The sequence below is a fragment of the Asticcacaulis sp. AND118 genome, assembly GCF_020535245.1.
Taxonomy (GTDB): domain Bacteria; phylum Pseudomonadota; class Alphaproteobacteria; order Caulobacterales; family Caulobacteraceae; genus Asticcacaulis.
The window spans coordinates 1,902,967-1,923,637 of sequence record NZ_CP084910.1; the positions used below are offsets into that span (position 1 = coordinate 1,902,967).

General features: G+C 62.0%; 22 protein-coding genes and 1 riboswitch. Of the genes, 8 read left to right on the plus strand and 14 right to left on the minus strand.

From position 1 onward, the window contains the following. Position 1: 1 nt before the first annotated feature. The 3 genes from LH365_RS09185 to LH365_RS09195 form a co-directional block, all read right to left on the minus strand. Positions 2-376 carry a hypothetical protein gene (locus LH365_RS09185; protein WP_226743342.1) on the minus strand — a complete coding sequence of 125 codons (375 nt, stop codon included), beginning with the start codon at positions 374-376 and terminating at the stop codon, positions 2-4. A gap of 33 nt (positions 377-409) precedes the next feature. Continuing rightward, the gene (locus LH365_RS09190) at positions 410-1,438 is read right to left on the minus strand and encodes a DUF2793 domain-containing protein (RefSeq protein WP_226743343.1); all 1,029 of its coding nucleotides are present in this window, start codon (positions 1,436-1,438) and stop codon (positions 410-412) included. Positions 1,439-1,520: 82 nt separating this feature from the next. Then, the gene (locus tag LH365_RS09195; RefSeq protein ID WP_226743344.1) at positions 1,521-1,997 is read right to left on the minus strand and encodes a DUF4112 domain-containing protein; all 477 of its coding nucleotides are present in this window, start codon (positions 1,995-1,997) and stop codon (positions 1,521-1,523) included. 86 nt (positions 1,998-2,083) lie between these two features. Here LH365_RS09195 and LH365_RS09200 point away from each other — a divergent pair, with 86 nt between their 5' ends. Together LH365_RS09200 and LH365_RS09205 are read left to right on the plus strand one after the other, a co-directional pair. Then, positions 2,084-2,401: a heavy metal-binding domain-containing protein gene (locus tag LH365_RS09200; protein ID WP_226743345.1), complete on the plus strand. Its 318-nt coding sequence runs from the start codon at positions 2,084-2,086 to the stop codon at positions 2,399-2,401. Between the two features lie 3 nt (positions 2,402-2,404). Further along, entirely contained in the window at positions 2,405-3,325 is a 921-nt protein-coding gene (locus tag LH365_RS09205; RefSeq protein WP_226743346.1) for an endonuclease/exonuclease/phosphatase family protein, read from the plus strand. Between the two features lies 1 nt (position 3,326). Here the strand turns inward: LH365_RS09205 and LH365_RS09210 are convergent, their stop codons facing one another. The 4 genes from LH365_RS09210 to LH365_RS09225 all read right to left on the minus strand — a co-directional run bounded on the left by LH365_RS09210 (position 3,327) and on the right by LH365_RS09225 (position 6,931). Next, positions 3,327-3,887 carry a hypothetical protein gene (locus LH365_RS09210; RefSeq protein WP_226743347.1) on the minus strand — a complete coding sequence of 187 codons (561 nt, stop codon included), beginning with the start codon at positions 3,885-3,887 and terminating at the stop codon, positions 3,327-3,329. Positions 3,888-3,997: 110 nt separating this feature from the next. Further along, the gene (rlmJ, locus tag LH365_RS09215; protein ID WP_226743348.1) at positions 3,998-4,852 is read right to left on the minus strand and encodes a 23S rRNA (adenine(2030)-N(6))-methyltransferase RlmJ; all 855 of its coding nucleotides are present in this window, start codon (positions 4,850-4,852) and stop codon (positions 3,998-4,000) included. Continuing rightward, entirely contained in the window at positions 4,849-5,205 is a 357-nt protein-coding gene (locus LH365_RS09220) for an MmcQ/YjbR family DNA-binding protein (RefSeq protein ID WP_226743349.1), read from the minus strand. The genes rlmJ and LH365_RS09220 overlap by 4 nt, the downstream gene beginning before the upstream one ends. A 46-nt stretch (positions 5,206-5,251) precedes the next feature. Next, the gene (locus LH365_RS09225; RefSeq protein ID WP_226743350.1) at positions 5,252-6,931 is read right to left on the minus strand and encodes a homoserine dehydrogenase; all 1,680 of its coding nucleotides are present in this window, start codon (positions 6,929-6,931) and stop codon (positions 5,252-5,254) included. A gap of 151 nt (positions 6,932-7,082) precedes the next feature. On the opposite strand from LH365_RS09225, the gene LH365_RS09230 reads away from it, so the two are divergent. Beyond that, on the plus strand, positions 7,083-8,027 hold the full coding sequence (locus LH365_RS09230) for a DMT family transporter (protein ID WP_226743351.1): 945 nt from the start codon (positions 7,083-7,085) through the stop codon (positions 8,025-8,027). Positions 8,028-8,211: 184 nt separating this feature from the next. On the opposite strand, the gene LH365_RS09235 is transcribed toward LH365_RS09230, so the two are convergent. Together LH365_RS09235 and LH365_RS09240 are read right to left on the minus strand one after the other, a co-directional pair. Beyond that, a complete protein-coding gene (locus LH365_RS09235; protein ID WP_226743352.1) occupies positions 8,212-8,961 on the minus strand; it encodes an SDR family oxidoreductase in 750 nt (249 codons plus the stop codon). Beyond that, a complete protein-coding gene (locus LH365_RS09240; RefSeq protein WP_226743353.1) occupies positions 8,958-9,488 on the minus strand; it encodes a chalcone isomerase family protein in 531 nt (176 codons plus the stop codon). The genes LH365_RS09235 and LH365_RS09240 overlap by 4 nt, the downstream gene beginning before the upstream one ends. Positions 9,489-9,606: 118 nt before the next feature. Next, positions 9,607-9,712, plus strand: a riboswitch (SAM riboswitch). Positions 9,713-9,787: 75 nt separating this feature from the next. Here LH365_RS09240 and LH365_RS09245 point away from each other — a divergent pair. Both LH365_RS09245 and metB read left to right on the plus strand, forming a co-directional pair. After that, entirely contained in the window at positions 9,788-10,771 is a 984-nt protein-coding gene (locus LH365_RS09245) for a homoserine O-succinyltransferase (RefSeq protein WP_226743354.1), read from the plus strand. A gap of 116 nt (positions 10,772-10,887) precedes the next feature. After that, positions 10,888-12,054, plus strand: coding sequence for a cystathionine gamma-synthase (gene metB / locus LH365_RS09250; RefSeq protein ID WP_226743355.1), 1,167 nt, complete (start codon positions 10,888-10,890; stop codon positions 12,052-12,054). 42 nt (positions 12,055-12,096) lie between these two features. Here metB and sigJ read toward each other — a convergent pair whose 3' ends face one another. From sigJ to LH365_RS09265, 3 genes are all read right to left on the minus strand, one after another. Continuing rightward, positions 12,097-12,966 carry an RNA polymerase sigma factor SigJ gene (sigJ, locus tag LH365_RS09255; protein WP_226743356.1) on the minus strand — a complete coding sequence of 290 codons (870 nt, stop codon included), beginning with the start codon at positions 12,964-12,966 and terminating at the stop codon, positions 12,097-12,099. 11 nt (positions 12,967-12,977) lie between these two features. Continuing rightward, positions 12,978-13,430 carry a carboxymuconolactone decarboxylase family protein gene (locus tag LH365_RS09260; protein WP_226743357.1) on the minus strand — a complete coding sequence of 151 codons (453 nt, stop codon included), beginning with the start codon at positions 13,428-13,430 and terminating at the stop codon, positions 12,978-12,980. Between the two features lie 83 nt (positions 13,431-13,513). Next, entirely contained in the window at positions 13,514-14,173 is a 660-nt protein-coding gene (locus LH365_RS09265; protein ID WP_226743358.1) for a GNAT family N-acetyltransferase, read from the minus strand. Between the two features lie 70 nt (positions 14,174-14,243). Here LH365_RS09265 and mgrA point away from each other — a divergent pair, with 70 nt between their 5' ends. Beyond that, positions 14,244-15,308 (plus strand): L-glyceraldehyde 3-phosphate reductase, encoded by a 1,065-nt coding sequence (gene mgrA / locus LH365_RS09270; protein ID WP_226743359.1) that lies wholly within the window; start codon positions 14,244-14,246, stop codon positions 15,306-15,308. A gap of 189 nt (positions 15,309-15,497) precedes the next feature. Here mgrA and LH365_RS09275 read toward each other — a convergent pair whose 3' ends face one another. Continuing rightward, complete coding sequence (locus LH365_RS09275) at positions 15,498-15,956, minus strand: organic hydroperoxide resistance protein (RefSeq protein WP_226743360.1); 459 nt, start codon at positions 15,954-15,956, stop codon at positions 15,498-15,500. Between the two features lie 203 nt (positions 15,957-16,159). Here LH365_RS09275 and LH365_RS09280 point away from each other — a divergent pair, with 203 nt between their 5' ends. Both LH365_RS09280 and LH365_RS09285 read left to right on the plus strand, forming a co-directional pair. Then, positions 16,160-16,612 carry a MarR family winged helix-turn-helix transcriptional regulator gene (locus LH365_RS09280; RefSeq protein ID WP_226743361.1) on the plus strand — a complete coding sequence of 151 codons (453 nt, stop codon included), beginning with the start codon at positions 16,160-16,162 and terminating at the stop codon, positions 16,610-16,612. A gap of 206 nt (positions 16,613-16,818) precedes the next feature. Further along, complete coding sequence (locus LH365_RS09285) at positions 16,819-17,712, plus strand: DUF4349 domain-containing protein (protein WP_226743362.1); 894 nt, start codon at positions 16,819-16,821, stop codon at positions 17,710-17,712. 81 nt (positions 17,713-17,793) lie between these two features. Here LH365_RS09285 and LH365_RS09290 read toward each other — a convergent pair whose 3' ends face one another. After that, a complete protein-coding gene (locus LH365_RS09290; protein WP_226743363.1) occupies positions 17,794-20,493 on the minus strand; it encodes a TonB-dependent receptor in 2,700 nt (899 codons plus the stop codon). Positions 20,494-20,671 lie beyond the last annotated feature (178 nt).

The window sequence follows — 20,671 nt, forward strand, 5'->3', positions numbered from 1 at the left end:
TTCAGTTCCCCGCGAAATAGACGCTGTCGCCGACGGTGCCGTTGATGAACAGCGCGCTGATGTCGGCCACCGAAAAGCTGATCGACTGCCCCGGCTCAAGGCGATAGCCATTACCCGTGCCGTCGTCCGTGATGGTTACGCCGGATGCCCCGACAAACACCGGTGCGGCATTGGTGCTTTTGGCCGTGACGATGATGCCGTTGAACAGCAGACCGCTGCCCAGAGCCACCGCCGTACCCGTAGTGGCGATCTTCTTTTGTCCGCAGTCGACATGACTGGGACGCGGGCCGATGAAGCGTTCGGCGCAGGTGCCGTCGCCCATGTCGATCAGCATCTTGGTCATGCCCGAAAATACAGCGTAGGGCGTATCCGCCATTCGCTTTCTCCTTTTTCAGATTAATAGGGAAATTCAGAGACTTTTGCCGCTCAGTTCAGCGCGCAGCCCCTTAACGGCAGCCCACAGGACCGCCAGCAACTGATCCGGGCGCAACCATTGACGGCTGGACGGATCGGCCACATCTTCGAGGCCCCACAGGCCCAGATCGAGCGCCGCCAGTTCGAGACCCTTGCGCACATCCTGAGCGAGGAAACCGGCCTGCGCCGTCGTCCCCTCGCCTTCGCGCCAGTAAAAACGGACCGGAGGGACCGCATCGAGCACGGTCAGGGCATCAGTCGGATCGATCAGGCCCGTCACGCGCTTGTCGCGCCCGTCGGAGGTCTGGACCACGCCGCTGGCCGCCCACACCTCGCTCCAGCGCGCCCCGGCTCCGCCCAATGACACCCCATTGTCGGTGGCGGGTTTCAACGGGCGATGGAGGGCGACGCGATCGGTCTCGATGCTCAGGGCCTCGCTGAAGGTCGAACCGTCCGTCGAGGTCTTCAGCGTCAGACGGTCGTCGCCCAGCGTGCCCAGCAAAGCGCGCGTGGAAAAGCCGGTCTGGAAGACGATCCCCGCCTCATGCGACGCGGTAGCCTTGTTGAGCGCGAGCAGACTGCCGCCGCCGGCATGATTGAACAGCACCTGCGGGCTGTTGACCGACAACCGGTTGGTGGCGTCCGCCGTCGCACCGACGCCCAGCCGCTCAAGGCCTTGCAAGGCGTCGATGGTCGCCTGAAGCGCCGTCCAGCCGGACGCCGTACGCACCACGAAGCGGCCTTCGTCGGCCACATGGACCAGCGCCCCTTCGGGCAGGTCGAGGAAATCCCAGTAGCCGCCCTGAAAGACGACGAAATCCCCGGCGGCGTAATCGTCCCAGGCCGCGCCGGACGCCGCTTCGGGGAGGATATAGGCCTCGCCCGCCTGTGGAGCTGAGGGTTGGGCGACGAGTGTACGGCTTTTGACCCGCGATTGGATCAGCGCGTCGAGCCGCCACAGGCTTTCATTGAGGGTGATATGTTTCTGCGCCTGCCCAGATTGCAGCAGGGGCAGACCAAGCACAGGCGTATTTTGGAGTGACACGTTCGGGCCTCATCGAAATGACGCCTTTCAGTGTCCGGTCAAATTCCGCACCGGGGACAGATCAGGGTAAAAGATAGACCAGCCGCTTCTTGCCCTTGGTCGCTTTCATCGTCGCCAGATTGTCGCGATGGCGGCCCGAAGCGTGCGCTTCGCGTGCACTTTCTTCAAGATAGAGCGTCTTTTCGATCTCTTTCTGCACGATATGCGCCGCGTAGAGATGGCCCTGAAAAAGGGTGTCCGTTATGGCCGGCAAAAAGGGGATAAAACTCTCAAGACCGCTTACCCCCGAGTCGATCAAAAGAATAATCGAGGTCTGTACGAAGGTCACCGGACTCATGCGCACCCGGATGCCATTGGCCATGATGAACAGGCTGGCGCCGATCGAATAAACCGTCCCCACTCCCGGCACCCACGCCAAAATCCCGTCCAGCCCGATCAGATTGATGGGTCCTATGCCGATAATACGGTCCGAAAGGCGTTTGATGGTGCCGACGGAGTCGTAGACCTTCTGCACGTCGTAAGCCGACCTGACAAACATGTCACTTGCTCCCCTTCGCCCGTTGCGGCTAGAGATTGCCTGTAGCGAGGCTTTGCGTCAATTGCACCATCGAGGGGAAATTAACCATGATCGTCACCACCACGCCCAATGTCGAGGGCCACGCCATCGAAACCTATATCGGCGTCGTCACCGGTGAGGCGATCCTGGGGGCCAATATCTTCCGCGATCTGTTCGCCGGCATCCGCGACATCATCGGCGGCCGTTCGGGCTCCTACGAAAAGGTGCTGCGCGCCGCCCGCGAAGCCGCGCTGAAGGAGATGCAGGAAGAGGCCGCCCAACGCGGTGCCAACGCCATTGTCGGCGTCGATCTCGACTACGAAACCGTGTCTCAGGGCACCATGCTGATGGTCACCTGCTCCGGCACCGCCGTCATCCTGCGCTGATCCGTGTTTATCCTGCGGCTGTTTTCCGTCTGCGGCTTTCTGCTGAGCCTCGCCCTTCTTGGCGCGGGCGCGGTGTGCCTGCTCGACCCGCATCAGGCCAAGGGCTATCTGATCGACATTTTCACTGCGCCGCTGCTGTGCGCGAGCGTCGTCGCGGCCTTTATCCTGATCCAGTTGCGCCAGCGCGCCTCGGCCCTCATCTCGCTGATCGCCACCGTCCTGTTGCTGGTCAGCCTGTGGCCGCAGATCAGCCCGGCCGGGCCTCAGCCCTCAGAAACGGCCAAGCCTGTACGCCTGATGTTCGCCAATCTCTACGTCAAGAACGAAACGCCCGACCGGTTGCTGAACTGGGTGAGGGAAGAGAACCCTGACATCGTCACCTTTGTCGAAGCCGGACCTCTGGCCGATGAAACCCTGGCCGGGGCCTTGCGCAAGACCTATCCGCACATGGCGCGGCGTTACGACACCTTCGTCTTTTCGCGCTATCCCCTGGATCGCGAGCGCGCCCGGCCCATCGGCTACAGCCTGCTGACCGTCGATGTCGATGCGCCTTCGGGGCCGATTCATCTGGCCGTCGCGCATCTGACGCGCCCGTGGCCGTTCACCGCCCCGGATACCCAGCCGCGCCAGTTGCTGCGCCTCAATGACGATCTGATGGATGAAAAACCTGAGCGCACCGTGCTGGTCGGCGACTTCAACACCACGCCGTCGGCTTCGGCCCTGATCGATTTCAGCCGCGGGCTGGGTATGACCGCCGCACCGGCGCCGACCGGGACCTGGCCGGCGGTTTTGCCGGGGCCCGTGCGCATCGGCATCGACAATGCCTATGCCGGTAAGGGTCTGAGCCTGCGCAACCGCAAGGTCGGCCCCTATTACGGTTCGGACCACCGCCCGATCATCGTGGACATCTATCCGGCCAAGTAGCTCATTTGCGCGGCGCCGGGCGGCGCTTGGGCGCGGCCTTGATCACCGGTACAGGCTCGAAGGCCGGTTCCACTATATGCTCCGGCAGAACATCCTCTACGGGTTCCGCTCTCGCCGGGGCGAGCGCTTCGGGCTCTGCGGCGATGATCGCCGGCGGGCTGAGAGGGGCAGGCTCCACCGGCTTCGCCACCGGAAGGGGCTCCGTCAAGGCCTCGATCACCGCGCTCTCGGCCTCGATCGCCGCCGCCGCGGCATCGCGCACGACCTCATTGACGTCCTCGATCACGTGCGCCGCCTCTTCGCTGGCCTTGTACCAGCTCTGGCGCAGGCTCATCATATCGACAAAGCCCTTGGGCAGGTCCTTATAGAGATCGTTGCCCGTCGCCCCGCGCGCCGCCGCGCCGGTCAGCATCCAAGCCGATACGCCAAAGCTGGTCGCGGCGAAGAACGGCACCCACATGGGCGAGCACGCCCCGATCCAGAAGTTGGTCAGGCGCTCGGTAGCGCTTTTCATCTCTTCAGAGGTCGGAAGCGAAAACGGGGGCAGGTCGGATTGCGTCATGGTCAACATCTCGTGGCCTCGTGCGCTCGATATTGCAGCGCACAAAATCTAGCACAGAAATCCACAGCCCGCCATGCGGCCAATCGCCCGTCCGGGGCAATTTCGCGTGATCAGTCCAGCGTCCACACCGCCGACTTGCCGCCCGGTTCGGCAAAGACCTTCGCCAGGTCTTCCGCGATCTCACCCATGGCCTGCACCACCGCGGCCGGCGCATTGATCGTCACCAGCGCGCAGCCGTTCATCTTCAACGGATGGGTCAGCGGACGCAGACGTAGTTCGGCCACGGCGATATCCGGACCGCCCTCACCCGTCTGGTCTTCCAGCAGTTCGCATTCCATGTGGCGCAGGAAGCGGTCGAAGGTTTCAAGGTCCTTCAGCGGCAACCACACCAGCGCCTTGGCCGTCGGCTGCTTTTTCAGCACGTCGCGCAAGCATTCGTTGATGCGCTCATAGTCCTCGAACTTCTCGAACGGCGGATCGATGAGCAGAAGCAGGTCCTTGTCGTCACCAGCGGCCTCGACCGCCCCTTCGTAACCGTCCGTATGGCGCGCCTTGCCGCGCGGCAAGACGACGCCTTTCAGCAGTTCGTAATCGTCCTTGCGCAACTCGCAACCCACATAGCGACCCTCGGCCGTCAGGTGATCGAGCACCAGCAGCGGCGAGCCGGGATAGATGCCGATACGCGTCTTGAACCCCGCCGCGCGGTTCTTGGCCCACACATAGTCCGACAGGGGTTTCAGGCTGTCCGGCACCTCGCCGCCCAGCAGATAACCGATCCCGGCCTCAGCCTCTTTCGAGCGCGAAAAGGTCGGATCGGACAGGTCGTACTGCCCGGCTCCGGCGTGGGTGTCCACCACCTGCAAGGGTTTGTTTTCCTCACGCAGGGCGCGCAGGAAGTTCAGCAGGGCCGCGTGCTTGAACAGGTCGGCGAAGTTCCCGGCGTGAAAGCCGTGGCGATAGTTCAAAGCCCTAATTCCTTTTGCTTCTTCTTCGACAACCCGTCAGCCACCAGACGATGCGAGTCGGTGAGCAAGCCCCGCAACTCATCGTCAGCCATCTGATCGCCGGTATAATACTGTATCCAGCTCATGCCACGCGAGGCCAGATAGGGCGCCGGGCGGCAATCGGGATGGTCGCGCAGGATTTCAAAGGTCATGGGCGAGACCTTGACGCTGAACGACAGATGCCCGTCCGGCTGCGTCCCCGCGATGATGAAAACCTTGCCGCCGACCTTCCACACGTCGGAATCGCCCCACTGCACCACATGCGTCGTGGCGGTGAGCGACTGACAGAAGGCGTTGAGTTCATCGAGGGTCATGCGGTCATATATAGCACCTCCCCTGAAATCAGGGCAGGAACTTACATCACCCCTTCAAACCGCGGGCGATTTCCAGCGTGTCCGCCAGCAGCGATTCCGAGGTCGGCCACGCCCCCGCGCCCTTGCCGGTCACATACCAGAATTCACCGTTCTCAAGCTCGATGATGGCGCGGTTCTGCTCGCCCTTGGCCCCGACGAGATAGTGATCGGCCGGCAGTTCTTCGAGCTTCATCGACACTTCGAGACCTTTGGCCGTCATGATGGCGCGCGCCACGTAACGCAGGCCCTTACCCTTGGGGATGACCAGCGATTCCGCCGTGATGGCCCCCACCTCGACGTGCGCCGGCGTCACACCGGGGAAGGCGATTTCGCGCAGCAGGCGCAGCTTGGCCCCCACATCGGTGCCGTCGAGATCGGCTGTGGAGTCGGGCTCGGCAAAACCCAGACGACGCGCTTCATCCATCGCCGCGTCGAAGGTCTTACCCGCCTCGACCTGATCGATGACGAAGTTGGACGTACCGTTAACAACCCCGGCGATACTCTTGATCTTGTGAGACTTTACCGCACGCAGCAGGGCTTCGATGACCGGTGCGCCGCCACCGACCGAGGCCGAATAGGTCAGCGCCGCGCCCGACGCCTTCGCCGCGTCCTTCAGCTTGCCCTGCACCGCCGCCACGGCCTGTTTGTTGGCCGACGTGACGCCGACGCCCAGTTTCAGAAACTGCTCCAGCAGTTCCGCCGAAGGCGATACGCCGGTGCCTATATCGACAAACACGTCGACGTCGGCGCGAGCGAAGTTGCGCGCATCAGAGGTAAACTTACCGGCCAGCGGATGATCGCGGCGCTTCGACGGGTCGCGCACCAGCACGCGATCGACCTCGATCAGGTCCGACCATTCCAGACAGCGTTGCAGGAACATCGAGCCGACGCCGCCGGCCCCCATCACCGCCACGCGGATCTTGCGCGCGAAGCCCGGCGTCTTGCGCTCGGCGGTCTTGGCCCCCAGCACCGTTTCATAGCCACGCGCTATGCCCGCCACCTCGACCTCAAGGCCATTTTCGTGGGCATATTTCATCGCCTTGGCCTGCACGACCGGGAAGGCGATCTTCTCGGCCTCTTCCCACGACAGGGCCGCATAGGGCTTGGCGGTGTCCGGATAGGTGTTCGGATCGATGTCGTAGACGGCGTCGACGTCCTTGTTCAGGCGCACGCGCACATCGCCGCCGGCGTCCTTGAGATTTTTGGCGATGAAGACCGCCGTCAGGTCCGAGCCCCCGCGACCCAGCAACACGGGCTCACCGGCGGCGTTTTCGGCCACATAACCCGGCACGACGACGAGGTCGCAGGTCTTGAGATCGTTCAGCAGCACCTCGGTCTTGAGGCTGACCGGATGGGCGTTGAAATGGTCGCCTTCCGCCGTCAGGCCGATTTCGGCGACCGAGCGAAAGCGCGTGACGATGCCCGACCGCTCGCAGGCCATGGCGAACAGGGTCGCGGCCTTCATTTCACCGGTCGCCAGCAGGTGCGGCGTCGCCGACGAGGCCGAGGCCTGAGTGTAACCCACGGCCAGACGCATAATCTGGTCTGTCTCTCCCTTGAAGGCCGAAATGACGGCAATCACCTTCTGAGCGTCACGCACATAACGGTAGACTTCGGACACGGCGCGATGCAGGGCCGCCTCGGAGGTCAGAACCGAACCACCGAATTTCACGACAAGGGTAGACATAGATAATTCCTCTTCTCCAATCGCACAGCTTTTGTGTTTCTGGCGGCAGGCGGATTGAACTGGCGTTATAAGTCTTTTCAACCAATTCAAAGAAAAAAGATAAGGCCCGCGCCGATTTTCGTGTTAAGCGCGCAACGGCGGAGAGAAGTCGTTGCAACAGTATCTAAAATCGTCGGTAAGCCTCAAGGCCTATGCCTGTCTGCTCATCGCCTCGGTGCTGTGGGCCGGGAACATGGTGGCTGGCAAGCTGGCCGTCGGGCACATCAGCCCGGCCATGCTGTCGGCGGCGCGCTGGGTACTGGCGGCGCTGGTCATCTTCGCCCTTTCGATCAGGCCGCTGCGCCGCGACTGGCCCGTCATCCGTCAGCACCTGCCGCTGTTGCTGGGCTACGGTTTCTTCGGCTTCGCCTCGTTCAACATCCTGCTCTATACGGCGCTCCAGCACACCAGCGCTATCAATGTGGTGATCGAAGACGCCGGCATCCCGCTGGTTATCATGGGGCTGAACTACGCGCTCTATCGCATCAGGGCGTCGTGGGCGCAGATCGCCGGATTCGGGATCACCGCCATCGGCGTCATACTCACCGCCACCCACGGCGATCTGAGGAATATCGTCCATCTCGACCTCAATATCGGCGATGTGCTGATGCTGCTGGCGGTCATCAATTACGGCGTCTACACCGTCGCCCTGCGCTATAAGCCGCAAATCCACTGGCAAAGCCTGATGGCCATTCCGACCCTGGGCGCGATACTGGCCGCCCTGCCCTACCTGCTGTGGATGTCGCGTGATACGGGTATCGTCTGGCCGGACGTGACCGGCTGGCTGATCGTGCTCTATACCGGCCTTCTCCCGTCGCTGGTGGCGCAGGTCTGCTATGTGTGGGGCGTCGAGCTGATCGGCCCCAACCGCGCCGGCCTGTTCATCAACACCATCCCGCTGTTCGGCGTCATCCTGTCGGTGCTGATCCTGCGCGAGCCCCTGCACGGCTTTCATTTCTGGGCGCTGGGGCTGGTCGTTTCAGGCATCGTGCTTGCCGAGTGGGGGCGGCCAAAACCGCTTGCCCCGGTTCAGCGGCATAGCGAGCGATCGACATAGGTTTTGTTGCCGTTTTTATTGATATAGTAACATCCACCTCTGCGACCCCGGATATATGTCCTGGGCGTTTTGGGGCGATAACGATTTTCAGCGAGCAGAGTCCTGGGCCAGAGTAGAGCCAGCAACAGACTGCCTGCCAGTAAACGCCGTGTAGACATGGGTATTCACGCCTCCGCAGAAGACGCTATACCATTTTTTTCACAGCTTTGAAATAAAGCCCGTCCGGCAACAGACTCAGAAACTTGACCAGTCGTGTAAAACCTTTCGGGAAGTGTATTTCAAACCGCTGGCTATCAATCTCGCCGGCAATGGCACGGGCGGCTTTTTCCGGCGTAATCATCATAGGCATCTCGAAACCGTTCTTGTCGGTGAGCCGCGTTTTGACAAAGCCCGGATTGATCACCTTGATGTCCAGACGGTCGCCATGTTCGGCGCGCAAGGAGGTGGCGAGAGAGATCACCCCCGCCTTGGTGGCGGCATAGGGCTGACCGTTGGGCAACCCGCGATAGCCGGCCACCGAGGCGCACAGGGCGATCTGTCCCTTCTCGGCCATGATCGGTAAGACGGCTTCCACAACATGGAACGCGCCTTTCAGATTGGTATCGACGATACGGCTCATATCGCCGAGATCGATCTGCCCCAGCTTCATCGGCGTGTAAGCTCCGGCAAAGAAGAGAACCCGGTCGAGCGGACCGACCGTATCCCTCAGCCAGGCGGCGGAGCGCATCACCGCTGCGCCATCGGACACATCCAGCGGCAGAACCCGATGCCCGCGACCGTTCAGGCGTTTGCACAGGGCGTCCAGCGCTTCGGCGTTGCGCGCTGAAAGAATGATTTCTTCTCCCCGCGCCGCCAGCCGTTCAGCCAGAGCCTCGCCTATCCCGCTCGACGCACCGATAATCCAGGTGCGTTTGGTCTTTTTACGCGGCTTCATGCGCCCCCCAGAAGTTTGGCTCTCAGCGTTTTGGATGACGTCCGGCTCCCCAGCCAGATATCGAAAAACAGTCGTGTGAATTGCGGGTCGCGGATAGCGCCGATCCGGCGACCGTTGTGAATAAACTGTGCGTGTCCCTCGGCGCTGCGTATGCCTGTAATATAGGCTCCGGACCGGATGTCAGGAAAGATGGCGGTCATCTGCCGCCGCCACTCTTCCAGCCTGGGCTTATCTGAAAACCCCTGCTTGCGGATTTCTGCGACCGTATGATCCACGATGTGCTTCGCGCTGAAGCTTTTGAGATAATCGAGCCGCAGGGCGAAGGGTTTTTGCGGGTCATAGCGGCCATTGGGCGCGTACAGACTGGCGTCGAAAATCGACATGCCCAGCACGCTGTAACGGCCCCTGCCGACCAGCTTGCCGTCCGGCACTTCGGCCGGGAGTTCCGCCCGCGCCGCAGCAGCGCCAAGCCAGAGCGGCAGGGTGCAAACGGAGGCCACGATGTCACGACGTTTGATTGGGGTCATACCGGGATTACGCATGAACCCCGTAAGCGGATGACCGGCTTATGCCCTTCTTATGTTATAAAGCGACTTGCCATCCGCCTCTTGACGACGATGCGGGCTTGAGCGCATAAGCGCACATAACTCATCGAGACCAGCCGAGGGACAGGCCCGACGACGCTGGGGCAACCACCGAACCTTCGGAATGGTGCCAACTCCTGCGGAAGCACGCTTCCGACAGATGAGAGAAGCGATACCCGGCTATGAGGCCGGGCCTTCTCCCGACTGGTCCGTTGAGTCCCTGTATTCGCCACCGGACCACCATGAGCTTTATCAAACCCACCACCTCGCCCGACCTTACCGGAACCGATATCCGCGTTGATATTCCAGAGGATTTCCGGCTGCGAAGCGGACAAAAACTGGAACAGACCGATGTCGTCGCGCGCCTCTACGGGCCTGCCGACGGCCGGGTCGTCGTGGCCGCGGGCGGCATCTCCGCCGGGCGCATCCTGTTCGCCAAGGAAGACACGACCGACACCGCCCCCGGCTGGTGGGAAGGCGTGGCGGGCCCCGGTGAAGCGCTCGACCTCAACACCTTCCGCGTCCTGTCGATCGAGTTCGCGCCGCGCCTGCCGGCGTCGCAGGTCTACACCATCACCACCCACGATCAGGCGCGTCTGGTCAGGCTGATCCTTGATCATCTTGAGGTGCCGCACGTCTTCGCCTTTATCGGCGCGTCCTACGGCGCCATGATCGGTCTGGCCTTCGCCGAACTTTATCCCGACTATATCGACCGCGTGTGCTGCATTTCCGCCGCCCATCGCGCGCATCCGATGGCCACCGCCATGCGTGGCCTGCAACGCCGCCTGCTCCAGTTCGGCCTCGACAATGGCCGCGAGCAGGAAGGCATTTCGCTGGCGCGCCAACTGGCCATGACCACCTATCGTTCCGAAGCCGAGTTCTCCGAACGCTTCGACGGCCCGGCCCCGGACTGGGCCGGCGAAAACTATACGGTGTGCGGCTATCTGCGCGCGCGCGGCGACGCCTATGCCTCGAACGCCAACCGCTGGATTTCCATGTCCGATTCGCTCGACCGTCATCGCGTCGATCCGGCGAAGATCAAGGCGAAGGTGTTTCTGGCCGCCGTGCCGACCGACCGTCTGGTGCCCTATTCGGACATGCAGACCCTGCACGAAGCGCTGAACGACAGCGTCTTCATCGACTTTCCCTCGCTGTACGGACACGACGCGTTCCTTAAGGAAATCAGCGCCGTGTCGGATATTGTCCGCACGTCTCTTAACGATTAACCCCCTCTCCCTGAGGGAGAGGGCTGGGGTGAGGGGGAGCCATATACTCAACCATCACCCCCTCACCCGGCGCTTTGCGCCACCCTCTCCCTCAAGGGAGAGGGGGAGGAATGAAAATGTCCAACAAAGACTACCTCAAAGACGCTAAACTCGGCACCAAGGTCATCAATATCGGCATCGACACCGACCGGGCGCACGGCGCGGTCATGCCGCCGATCTATCTGTCGTCGAACTATTCCTTCGAAGGCTTCGGCCAGAAGCGCGGCTACGACTATGCCCGCTCCGGCAACCCCACGCGCGACATCATCGCTGACGTCATCGCCGAGCTTGAAGGCGGCGCGGGCGCGGTGATGACGGCTTCGGGCCTCGCGGCGCTGGACCTGCTGTGGCAGGACCTGCCGAACAAGCGCGTGGTGGTCCCGCACGACTGCTACGGCGGCACGCAGCGCCTGCTCAATGCCCGCCAACGTCAAGGGTTGATCGAGGTCGTCTATGTCGATCAGGGCGACGATGCGGCCATCGAAGCCGCCCTGTCGCAGCCGGCGGGCCTACTGTTGCTGGAGACGCCGTCCAACCCGCTGATGCGCGTCATCGACCTCGAAAAGCTGACCGCCCTGGGCCACAAGGCCGAGGCGAAGGTCGCGGTCGACAACACCTTCCTCTCCCCGGCCCTGCAGAATCCGATCCAGTTCGGCGCGGATTTCGTCATCCATTCGACGACCAAGTATATCAACGGTCATTCGGATGTTATCGGCGGCGCGCTGGTCTGCACCACGGCGGAGGACGTCACCACCTATAGCTGGTGGGCCAACTGCCTCGGTTCGACGCCCGGCGCGTTCGATTCCTACATGACGCTGCGCGGCGTGCGCACGCTTCTGGTGCGCGTCAAGCAGCAGCAGGAATCGGCGCAGGCGATTGCCGAGTTCCTCGAAAGTCATCCAGCGGTGTCGCGCGTCTTCTATCCCGGCCTGCCCTCGCACCCTCAGCACGCGCTGGCCAGACGCCAGCAAAAGGGCTTCGGCGCGATGATGAGCTTCGAACTGGCCGGGGGGCTTGAAGCCGTCAAGCGCGTGCTCGAAGTCGTCGAACTGTTCAGCCTGGCCGAAAGCCTCGGCGGCGTCGAAAGCCTGATCGTGCATCCGGGCTCGATGACCCATGCGGCCATGTCTCCCGAAGCGCAGGCCACAGCCGGCATTACCGAGGGCCTGCTGCGTCTGTCGATCGGCCTCGAAGACCCGTCCGACCTGATCGCCGCGCTCGACCGGGCATTGGCGGTCGTTTAATCCTCCTCCCCCGCTTCGCCCAAGGGCTCGCAGGGGAGGATGTTATCCACGAAACCGTTTCATCTTGTCGGGATTGCGCACGAAATAGATGGCGCTGATCTGACCGTCGCGGGTTTCGATATTGAGCAGATCGGTCGTGCCGTCGGTGTGGTGGCTGAGTACGGCCAACGCGCCATTGGCCTGCACAAATGCGACGCGATCGACCGTGTGCCGGCGGAACTTCTGGTAGATACCGACCATGAATTTCATCACACGTTCGCGGCCTTCGAGGATATTGATGGCCGCCGACGCCTTGCCGCCGCCGTCCGAATGCAGGGTCACATCGCGCGTAAGCAGCGTTTCCAGCACGCTGACATCGCCCGACTGCGACGCCTCCAGAAAGGCCCGAAGAAAGGCGCGTTCGTCGGCCGGCGTGACCTTGAACCGCGCGGGCGGAGCCTCGTCCCGCCGGAGCGCCTTGCGCGCCCGCGCCGCAAGCTGCCGGCAAGCGGCCTCCGAACGCTCCAGCGTCACGGCGATGTCGGCGAAATCGACGCCGAATACGTCGTGCAGCAGAAAGGCCGCGCGCTCCAGCGGGCTCAGTCGCTCCAGCGCATAGAGCAGCCCGATCGACAGGTCATCGGCTAACGCCTCGCCCGCCCGCGCCCCGGTAAAATCGCTGATATCGTGCAGCGGTTCCGGCAGCCACGGGCCGACATAGGTCATGCGCTGATGATGCGCCGATTTCAGGACATCGAGGCACAGCCGCGTCACCACCCGCGTCAGGAAGGCGCGCGGATGCTCGACCGCTTCGGCGTCGCGGGTGCGGAGATAGGCCTCCTGCACCACATCCTCGGCCTCCGCCACCGTGCCCAGCATGCGATAGGCGACACCGATCAGATACCGGCGATGGCTCTCGAAATCGGCGATCATCGCAATCTTCCTCAACGCGCCCGGTCTTGCGGATGAACCTGCCGCAGCGACACGGCGATGCGGTTCCAGCCGTTGATCTGCGCGATCAGGAAAGTTAGGTCAACCGCGTCCTTTTCATTAAACTCAAACCGCATGGCCTCATAATCGGCGTCGGGGGCTTCGGTGGCCGAGATATGGGTCAGGCTCTCGGCCCAGCCCAGGGCGGCACGCTCGCGGGGCGTGAACAGGCCCGACTCGCGCCACGCATTGAGAAGCAGCAGGCGCTTCTCCGTATCGCCGTCCTTCAGCGCTTCCTCGCGGTGCATGTGCAGGCAGTAGGCGCAATGATTGATTTGCGATACGCGCACCTTGATCAGGTGGATCAGCGACGGCTCGATCGCTGTGGTCTTGAAATAGTCTTCTAGGGCCGCCTTGGCCTTGTAGGCTTCGGGGGTGACGGCATAGCCATTGATACGTTGCGACATTGGAAGTCTCCTTTCATCGACCGCATGAGTGCGGCGTCGAAAGCAAGACGAGCCAGCCGGAGCGGCTGTGACATCGACCCAAATTATTTTGTCTTGAGCCGGAAAATCTGACGCCCTGCGCCGTCGAAATTGGCCGGATCGAGCCAGGCCTCGTAGGCCGAACGGATACGCGGCCACTCCGTATCAATGATTGAGAACCACGCCGTGTCGCGGTTCTCGCCCTTCATCACCATATCGTTGCGAAACGTGCCTTCGTACGTAAAACCAAAGCGCTCCGCCGCGCGCATCGAGGCGGTATTGGCCGAATGACACTTCCATTCGAAGCGGCGATAGCCCAGCTCGTCGAACACATAGCTGGCCATCAGGAAGACCGCTTCGGTAGCCAGCGCCGTACGTTGCAGCCCGCGCCCGAACAGCACGGCCCCGATTTCAACACTGCCATAGGCTTCGCGAATGCGGGCAAAAGACGCCATGCCCATGACCGTGCCGCGCGGATCGAGGATAACCTGCGTTTCCCAACCGTCCTGCGCGCGCCTGGCTTCGAATTCGCGCTCGAACGCCGCCTCGCCGATATAGGGACCGAGCGGCATATGGTGCCACAGCGCGGCATTCCCCTCGCCGCCGGCCACAGCATACAGACCCGCCCGGTGGCGCTTCCAGTCGAGCGCCTCCAGGCGGCCATAGCGGCCCAAAATCGTCTTCGCCGCCGGTCGCGGACGCGGCGTCCAGTTTTCGAGACTCATCGCTTATCCCCACTTCCCTTGCCGCCTAAATCATTTTAGCGATATCGACAATCAAAACCGGGAGCGTTTCATGACCTATTCCGCCGCCGCCACGCGCTACGACGCCATGCCCTACCGCCGCTGCGGCGCATCGGGGTTAAGACTCCCTGCCATATCATTGGGGCTGTGGCATAATTTCGGCGACATCGACGCGCTGGACACTCAGCGCGCCCTGCTGCGCAGCGCCTTTGATCGCGGCATCACCCATTTCGATCTGGCGAATAATTACGGCCCGCCACCCGGATCGGCCGAGCGCAACTTCAGGCGGATTTTCGCTGAGGATTTCAAGCCTTATCGCGATGAGCTGATCATTTCGTCCAAGGCCGGCTGGCAGATGTGGGACGGCCCCTACGGCTCAATGACCGGCACGCGCAAGCACCTGATCGCCTCATGCGACCAGAGCCTGAAGCGCATGGGTCTCGACTATCTCGACATCTTCTATTCGCACCGCCCCGACCCGCACACGCCGCTGGAAGAGACGATGGGCGCATTGGCCACACTGGTTCAGCAGGGCAAGGCGCTCTATGTCGGCATTTCCAACTATGGTCCGAACCTGACGCAAAAGGCCGCCGACATCCTCAAATCGCTGAGCGTGCCGCTGCTGATCAGCCAGCCCAATTACAGCCTGCTCGACCGCTGGATCGAGCCCGACCTGCTGGAGACCAACGCCCGCAACGGGGCCGGCACCATCGTCTTCTCGCCGCTGGCGCAGGGCTTCCTCAGCAATAAATATCTGAACGGCCTGCCCGAAGATTCGCGCGCCGCCCGCCTCGACTGGGTGCGCGCGGGTCTAACCGAGGCCAAGCTGGCCCTGATCCACAGGCTGAACGATCTGGCTGTGGCGCGCGGGCAGTCGCTGGCGCGCATGGCTCTGGCCTGGACGCTGAAGGATGCGCGCGTCACCTCGACCCTGATCGGCGCCCGTACGGTCGAGCAACTGACCGACAGTCTGGGGGCACTGGACAATCTCGACTTCAGCGAGTCGGAACTGTCGCAACTGGATCAACTGACGAAGGACGCCCTGCCCGGCATCTTCACCGCCCCGCCCAAGGCGACGGGTCAGGACCTGATCGACAATCCTCATTTCAAGGCTTGATGAGAACCACGGAAAGCACGGAAAATTTCCATCCGCGAACGGACGCGCAACACTTTAAAAGCATATTTCTTTTGTTTCCAAGCACGACATTTCAACACAATGAAGTCAGTGCTTTCTGTGTTTTCCGTGGTCAAAAAAAGCGCCGGAGCCAAACTCCGGCGCTTTTGTTTTCAAGCGGCTATCGAAAGCCTATTGCGCGATGATCACTTCGCCCGACGCCGAGTTGTGGATCAGGGTGACGTTGATATTGCCGCGCGTGGCGTTCGAATATGGGCAGACGATGTGCGCCGCTTCGATCAGTTCGCGGGCCGCTTCGTCCGACACGCCCGGCAGATTGACCTTCAGCGTGACTTCGAGCCCGAAGCCGTTCGGCGTCTGGCCGATGCCGACCGAAGCATTGATCGACGCGTCGGCGGGAACGGCGATCTTCTTCTGCCCGCCGACGAACTTCACCGCGCCGATGAAGCAGGCGGCGTAGCCCGAAGCGAACAGTTGTTCCGGATTGGTGCCCTCGCCGCCGGCGCCACCCAGTTCCCTGGGCGTCGACAGCTTGACCGAGACACGGCCGTCGTCAGTGGAAGCGGTGCCTTCGCGGCCGCCGGTGGCCGTGGCGTGAGCGGTATAGAGCGCGGTGATCGAAGTGGTCATGGCGAATGTCCTTTGAGATGTGGGGACGCCTGAGACGTCCGTTTGAGAATGATGCGCTACTGTTGGCAACGTTCCCGGCGCTTGCCGTCGTTGCATGATGCATAATTAGATTGTGCACAATTGTTTGTCAATTGCATTGTGTGCAATTTAATTGATTTTCATTGATTGCCCTGTTATATCCCTTGTCGGATAAGGAGAAAATCATGTCGACGCCGCTCATCCCTGCGGAGATGCAGGTCGCCAACCAGATCTGCTTTGCCGTTCACAGCGCCGCCCACGCCTTCGCGCAAGCCTATAAGCCGCTGCTGGAACCGCTGGGCCTCACCTATCCGCAGTATCTGGTCATGCTGCTTCTGTGGGAAAAAGACGACCGTTCGGTCAGCGAACTGGGGACGCCGCTGTTTCTCGATTCCGGCACCCTCACCCCCCTGCTGAAGCGCCTGCAGGCTCAGGGGCTAATCGACCGCAATCGTGACCCCAAAGACGAGCGCGTCATGCGCATTACCCTGACCGAGACCGGCAAGGCGCTGGCGCAGAAGGCCACAGACATTCCGCAAGCCATGCTGTGCGCCATGGGCGATGTCGAACTGCCGCACCTCATGGCCCTGCGCGATCAGGTGAAGGCGCTGGGGCAGGCTCTCCGCAACGCCGCCTGAAGACGGTTTTTGCCGCAATCCAGCCACAAAGTTACAGAGCCTCATCTCTCGTTTCGTAGGAAATTCCGGGGCGCATCAAAGACATCACACGCTGATCACGCAAAAATCACGCATTTGTGATATTGCCGTGAATTTGACGTGATCCGAGCGCGACATTGCGTTCGCCGCACCTTACTGCGGTCCATACCATTCATGGGGAGAACCTTATGTCGCATCGCGTTTCCGGCCGTTTGGCCGCCGTCCTGCTCGTGTCCGCGTCCCTGCTTACCCTGACAGCCTGCGGCAAACCGGCCGAAGAAGCCGCCACGACCGAGGAAACCATCCCTGCGGATGCCGCTCCCGATACGACGGCAACGGTCGAGCCCGCGCCGAAGATCGACCCGGCCTCGATACCGCAACTGGCCTACGACTACAGTTTCGACCTTAGCGCGCCGGACAAGCAGGTCGGCAGCATGATGGAAGGGCATCAGGAGGCTTGCACCATCGCCGGAGCGACGACCTGTCAGGTCCTGTCCCTGACCAGCCGCAGCGAAGGGCGGCACGGCCATGCCTTCCACACCCTGACCCTGCGCGCCACGCCGCAATGGATCGGCCTGTTCCGCAAGAACCTCGCCAACGAACTGAAGGCCACGGGCGCGACCATCGAAAGCCAGTCGATCGCCACCGAAGACGTCAGCCTGGCCCTCATCGATCAGGAAGCGCATATCAGGAACCAGACGGCCCTGCGCGACAATCTTCAGGCGACGCTGCGCACGCACAAAGGCCAGATGTCCGAGGTCATCGAACTCAAGCAGCAACTGGCCAGCATCCAGTCCGATATCGACAGCGCCCGCACGGCGGTCGCCACGATGAAAAAGCGCGTGGCCATGTCGAAACTGACGCTCACCTATCGTCCGGCTTCGGCGGTCGCCGTCGATGGGACATGGGCGCCGCTGAAGGCCGCCGTGGCCGATGTCGGTCCCAACATGGTCTCGATGCTAACCGTGATCGTGGCCATCGGCGGCTATCTGCTGCCGCTGGGCCTGATCGCGGCGCCGATCGTCTGGTGGGTTCGTCGCAACCGCAAGAGCGCCAAACCCGCTCGCCCCGGGCAGGCGTAAAAAGAAAAGCGCCGCATCCGAAGATGCGGCGCTTCCTTGCCGGGATCGAGACCGGAGAACCGGCCTCCCCCACCCTCGGCTTTAGAAGTTGAAGCGGAGGCCGGTCACGTAACGCTGACCGAATTTTTCGAACTCGATCGGGTTGGTCGAAGCGCCACCGTAACGACGGGCGCCCTGATTGCGCAGGTTCGAACCATCGAGGAACCATTCGAGGTTGCTGTTGACCTGATAACGCACCGACAGATCGACTTCTTCATCGTCGTCCCAGTACACGTCACCATTGTCAGACGGCACCGCAACGCCGCCGACCATCGCATAGGTGCCGATGTCCTGGATCCAAGCCGTACGGTACTGATAGGCGAGGCGCACGGTCAGGCCGTACTTTTCATAGATCATCTGAAGGTTATAAACGCCGTCCGACGTGCCCGGCAGGGAGACGGTGCGCGCCGGCACGCCATTGGCCGCCGGAACCGTGACCTCAGAGTCGGCGAAGGTCGCCGACGCCTTGACGCCGAAGCCACCCAGCCATTCGGGCCAGCCGAGTCCCTCGACCAGGGTTTCGGCGCTTTGCGAGGCGAACAGCTCGATGCCGGACAGTTTGCCATCGCCGCCGTTGCGCAGCGTCGTCAGGGTGTAGCCCGAACGATCGGTGGTGCCTGAGTTCAACACGCTGGAACCGAAAACGCCCGACTGGGTGAACAGCACGTCCTGGATGTCCTTGTAGAAAACACCCGCCGACAGGAAGCCGCTCACACCATAATATTCCAGATAGGCGTCGAAACCCGTCTGCTTTTCAGCTTTGGCGTCAGGATTGCCGCCCGACACCGTCTGGTTGGAGTCGGAATAGGTGAAGTTCGGACGCAGATCGTCATAGTCCGGACGCGAGGCGGTGCGGTTCACCGAGAAACGCGCCTTGAGTTTGTCCGTCACGTTCCAGTTCAGGTGGGCGCTGGGGTAGAACAGCGTATCGTCAGCAGACGTCTCGACATATTTACCGAGTTGGGTCGAATAGGCGCGGCCCTCGTTCTTGATGTTTTCGACGCGCGTGCCGTAAACGAGGTTACCCCAGTCGAAGGTCGTCGTCGCCATCAGATAGGCGGCGGCCTGTTTCTCGTTGATCTTCCAGTAGTTGCTGGTCGACGCCGACATGTCACGGACCGCAGCGCCAGAGTTGATGTACTGATCCATCAGGTCCGTGGTCAGACCCTGATTGGTGTAGCGGAAGGTGTAGCCCAGAACCTGCTTGCCCCGGTAGGGGTCGTCGATGGCCAGATCGGCCCAGGTCGGCGTCGCCAGCCCCTTGCCCGTCAGGGTCGCCGGCGTCGCCGTATAGGTTTCCAGCTCGTTCTTCTTGTTGCGCGTGGTGTACAGCGCCCCGAATTCAACCTTGGTCGGCAGGCCGAACAACTCGGTCTGACGATCGAAATCCACCTTGCCCGTATAGGCCTGGGTCAGTTCGCCGCCGGCATTGCGGCCGAAGGTCTGAAGCGTCATCGGGAAGGATTCCGCCGACAGAACGCGATCGCCCTGGGTGCGGGCCGAGGTGGTGCCGCCCGTACGGTACAGGCGCACGATATTCTGATCGCCATTACGGAAGTCATAGACCGCCGTCGGACGGTCGAGGAAGGAAGACGGGCTCTGATAGGCGGCGGTGACCGGCGTATCGCCACCATTCAGCCCCGCTGTGTAGTTCAAACGCCACGACACGTCAAAGCCGTACCAGTTGCGGTGCTCACCGCCCACCGTGTTGGTGGCCAGGATTTCTTCGGAGTCGCGATAGTCGATACGGGCGTTCAGACGCGCGCCATAGACCGTACCGAATTTCGGGTCGGCGGCCGCGAAGTTGGCGTCCGAATTATAGCCCACACCGGCAGCGTTGGTGCCCTGATCGAGACGCACGATCCAGTTGTCGCGCAGTTCGTCGTCCTTGAAGATCGTCCAGATCGACGACACGAACAGTTCGTTGTTCTCGTCGATCTTGTAATCTGCACGGGTCGAGAAGGACGAGTTGTAACGAGTCAGGCGATAGTTCTTGTACTCGAACTCACGCGCGAAACGCTTGCCCGGCGCGGCAGCGCGCTCGGTGAGATAGGGATCGACCTCCCAGTTTTCGGTCGCCATGTTGCGCCGGTAGTAGGAGCCCTGCACCACCACGCCCAGTTTGCCGTCCATGAAGATGTTCGAGTAGACGAGGTTGGCGTCGATTTCCTCACCGCCGCCCAGCTCAACGCGGCCGAGACCCAGCTTGCCAGTGATCTTCTGGCCCTTGTAGTCGAAGGCGCGGCGCGTGCGGATGTCGATATTGCCGGCGACCGTATCGCCCGGCATCGAGGGCACGATGGCCTTCTGAACCACAACCTGAGAGGCGATGGCCGACGGAATATTGTCGAAGCGCGAATCGCGGCCTTCGGCGGAAACGACCGACAGGCCATCGAACGAGATGGTCGCCCAGCGGCGAGGCATGCCGCGCAGGTTGACGTAGCGGGCCTGGCCCTGATCGCGCTCAAGACCCACGCCCGGCAGACGACCAATGGCGAAGGCGATGTTCTGATCCGGAAGGTTACCGGCGTCATCGGCCGACAGAACGCTGACGAGCGAGTCCGAATTGCGCTGCACCTTCAGCGCGGCCGCGTCGGATTCGGCCAGCGGACGGCGGCCGGTGATGACGACTTCGGTCACTTCATCGGCGGCTTCGGCAGCCTGAACGACGGCCGGCATGGAAACGGCGGCCAGCGGCGCAACGGCAGCCGCGGTCAGCGCGAGAAACTTGACGGATTTCATTACTATCCCCAGATAACACAGTGACGCTATTTACGCCCCGCGTCACCTCCTAGTGTCACACAACGACTCTTTGGCGACATATTTGCAAAGCTTTTGCGACTGCACTCTGGAACTGTTACAGCGTGGTATTTATGCAAGCGTCCTGAAACGCGAAAACGCCCGGAACCATCGCTCCGGG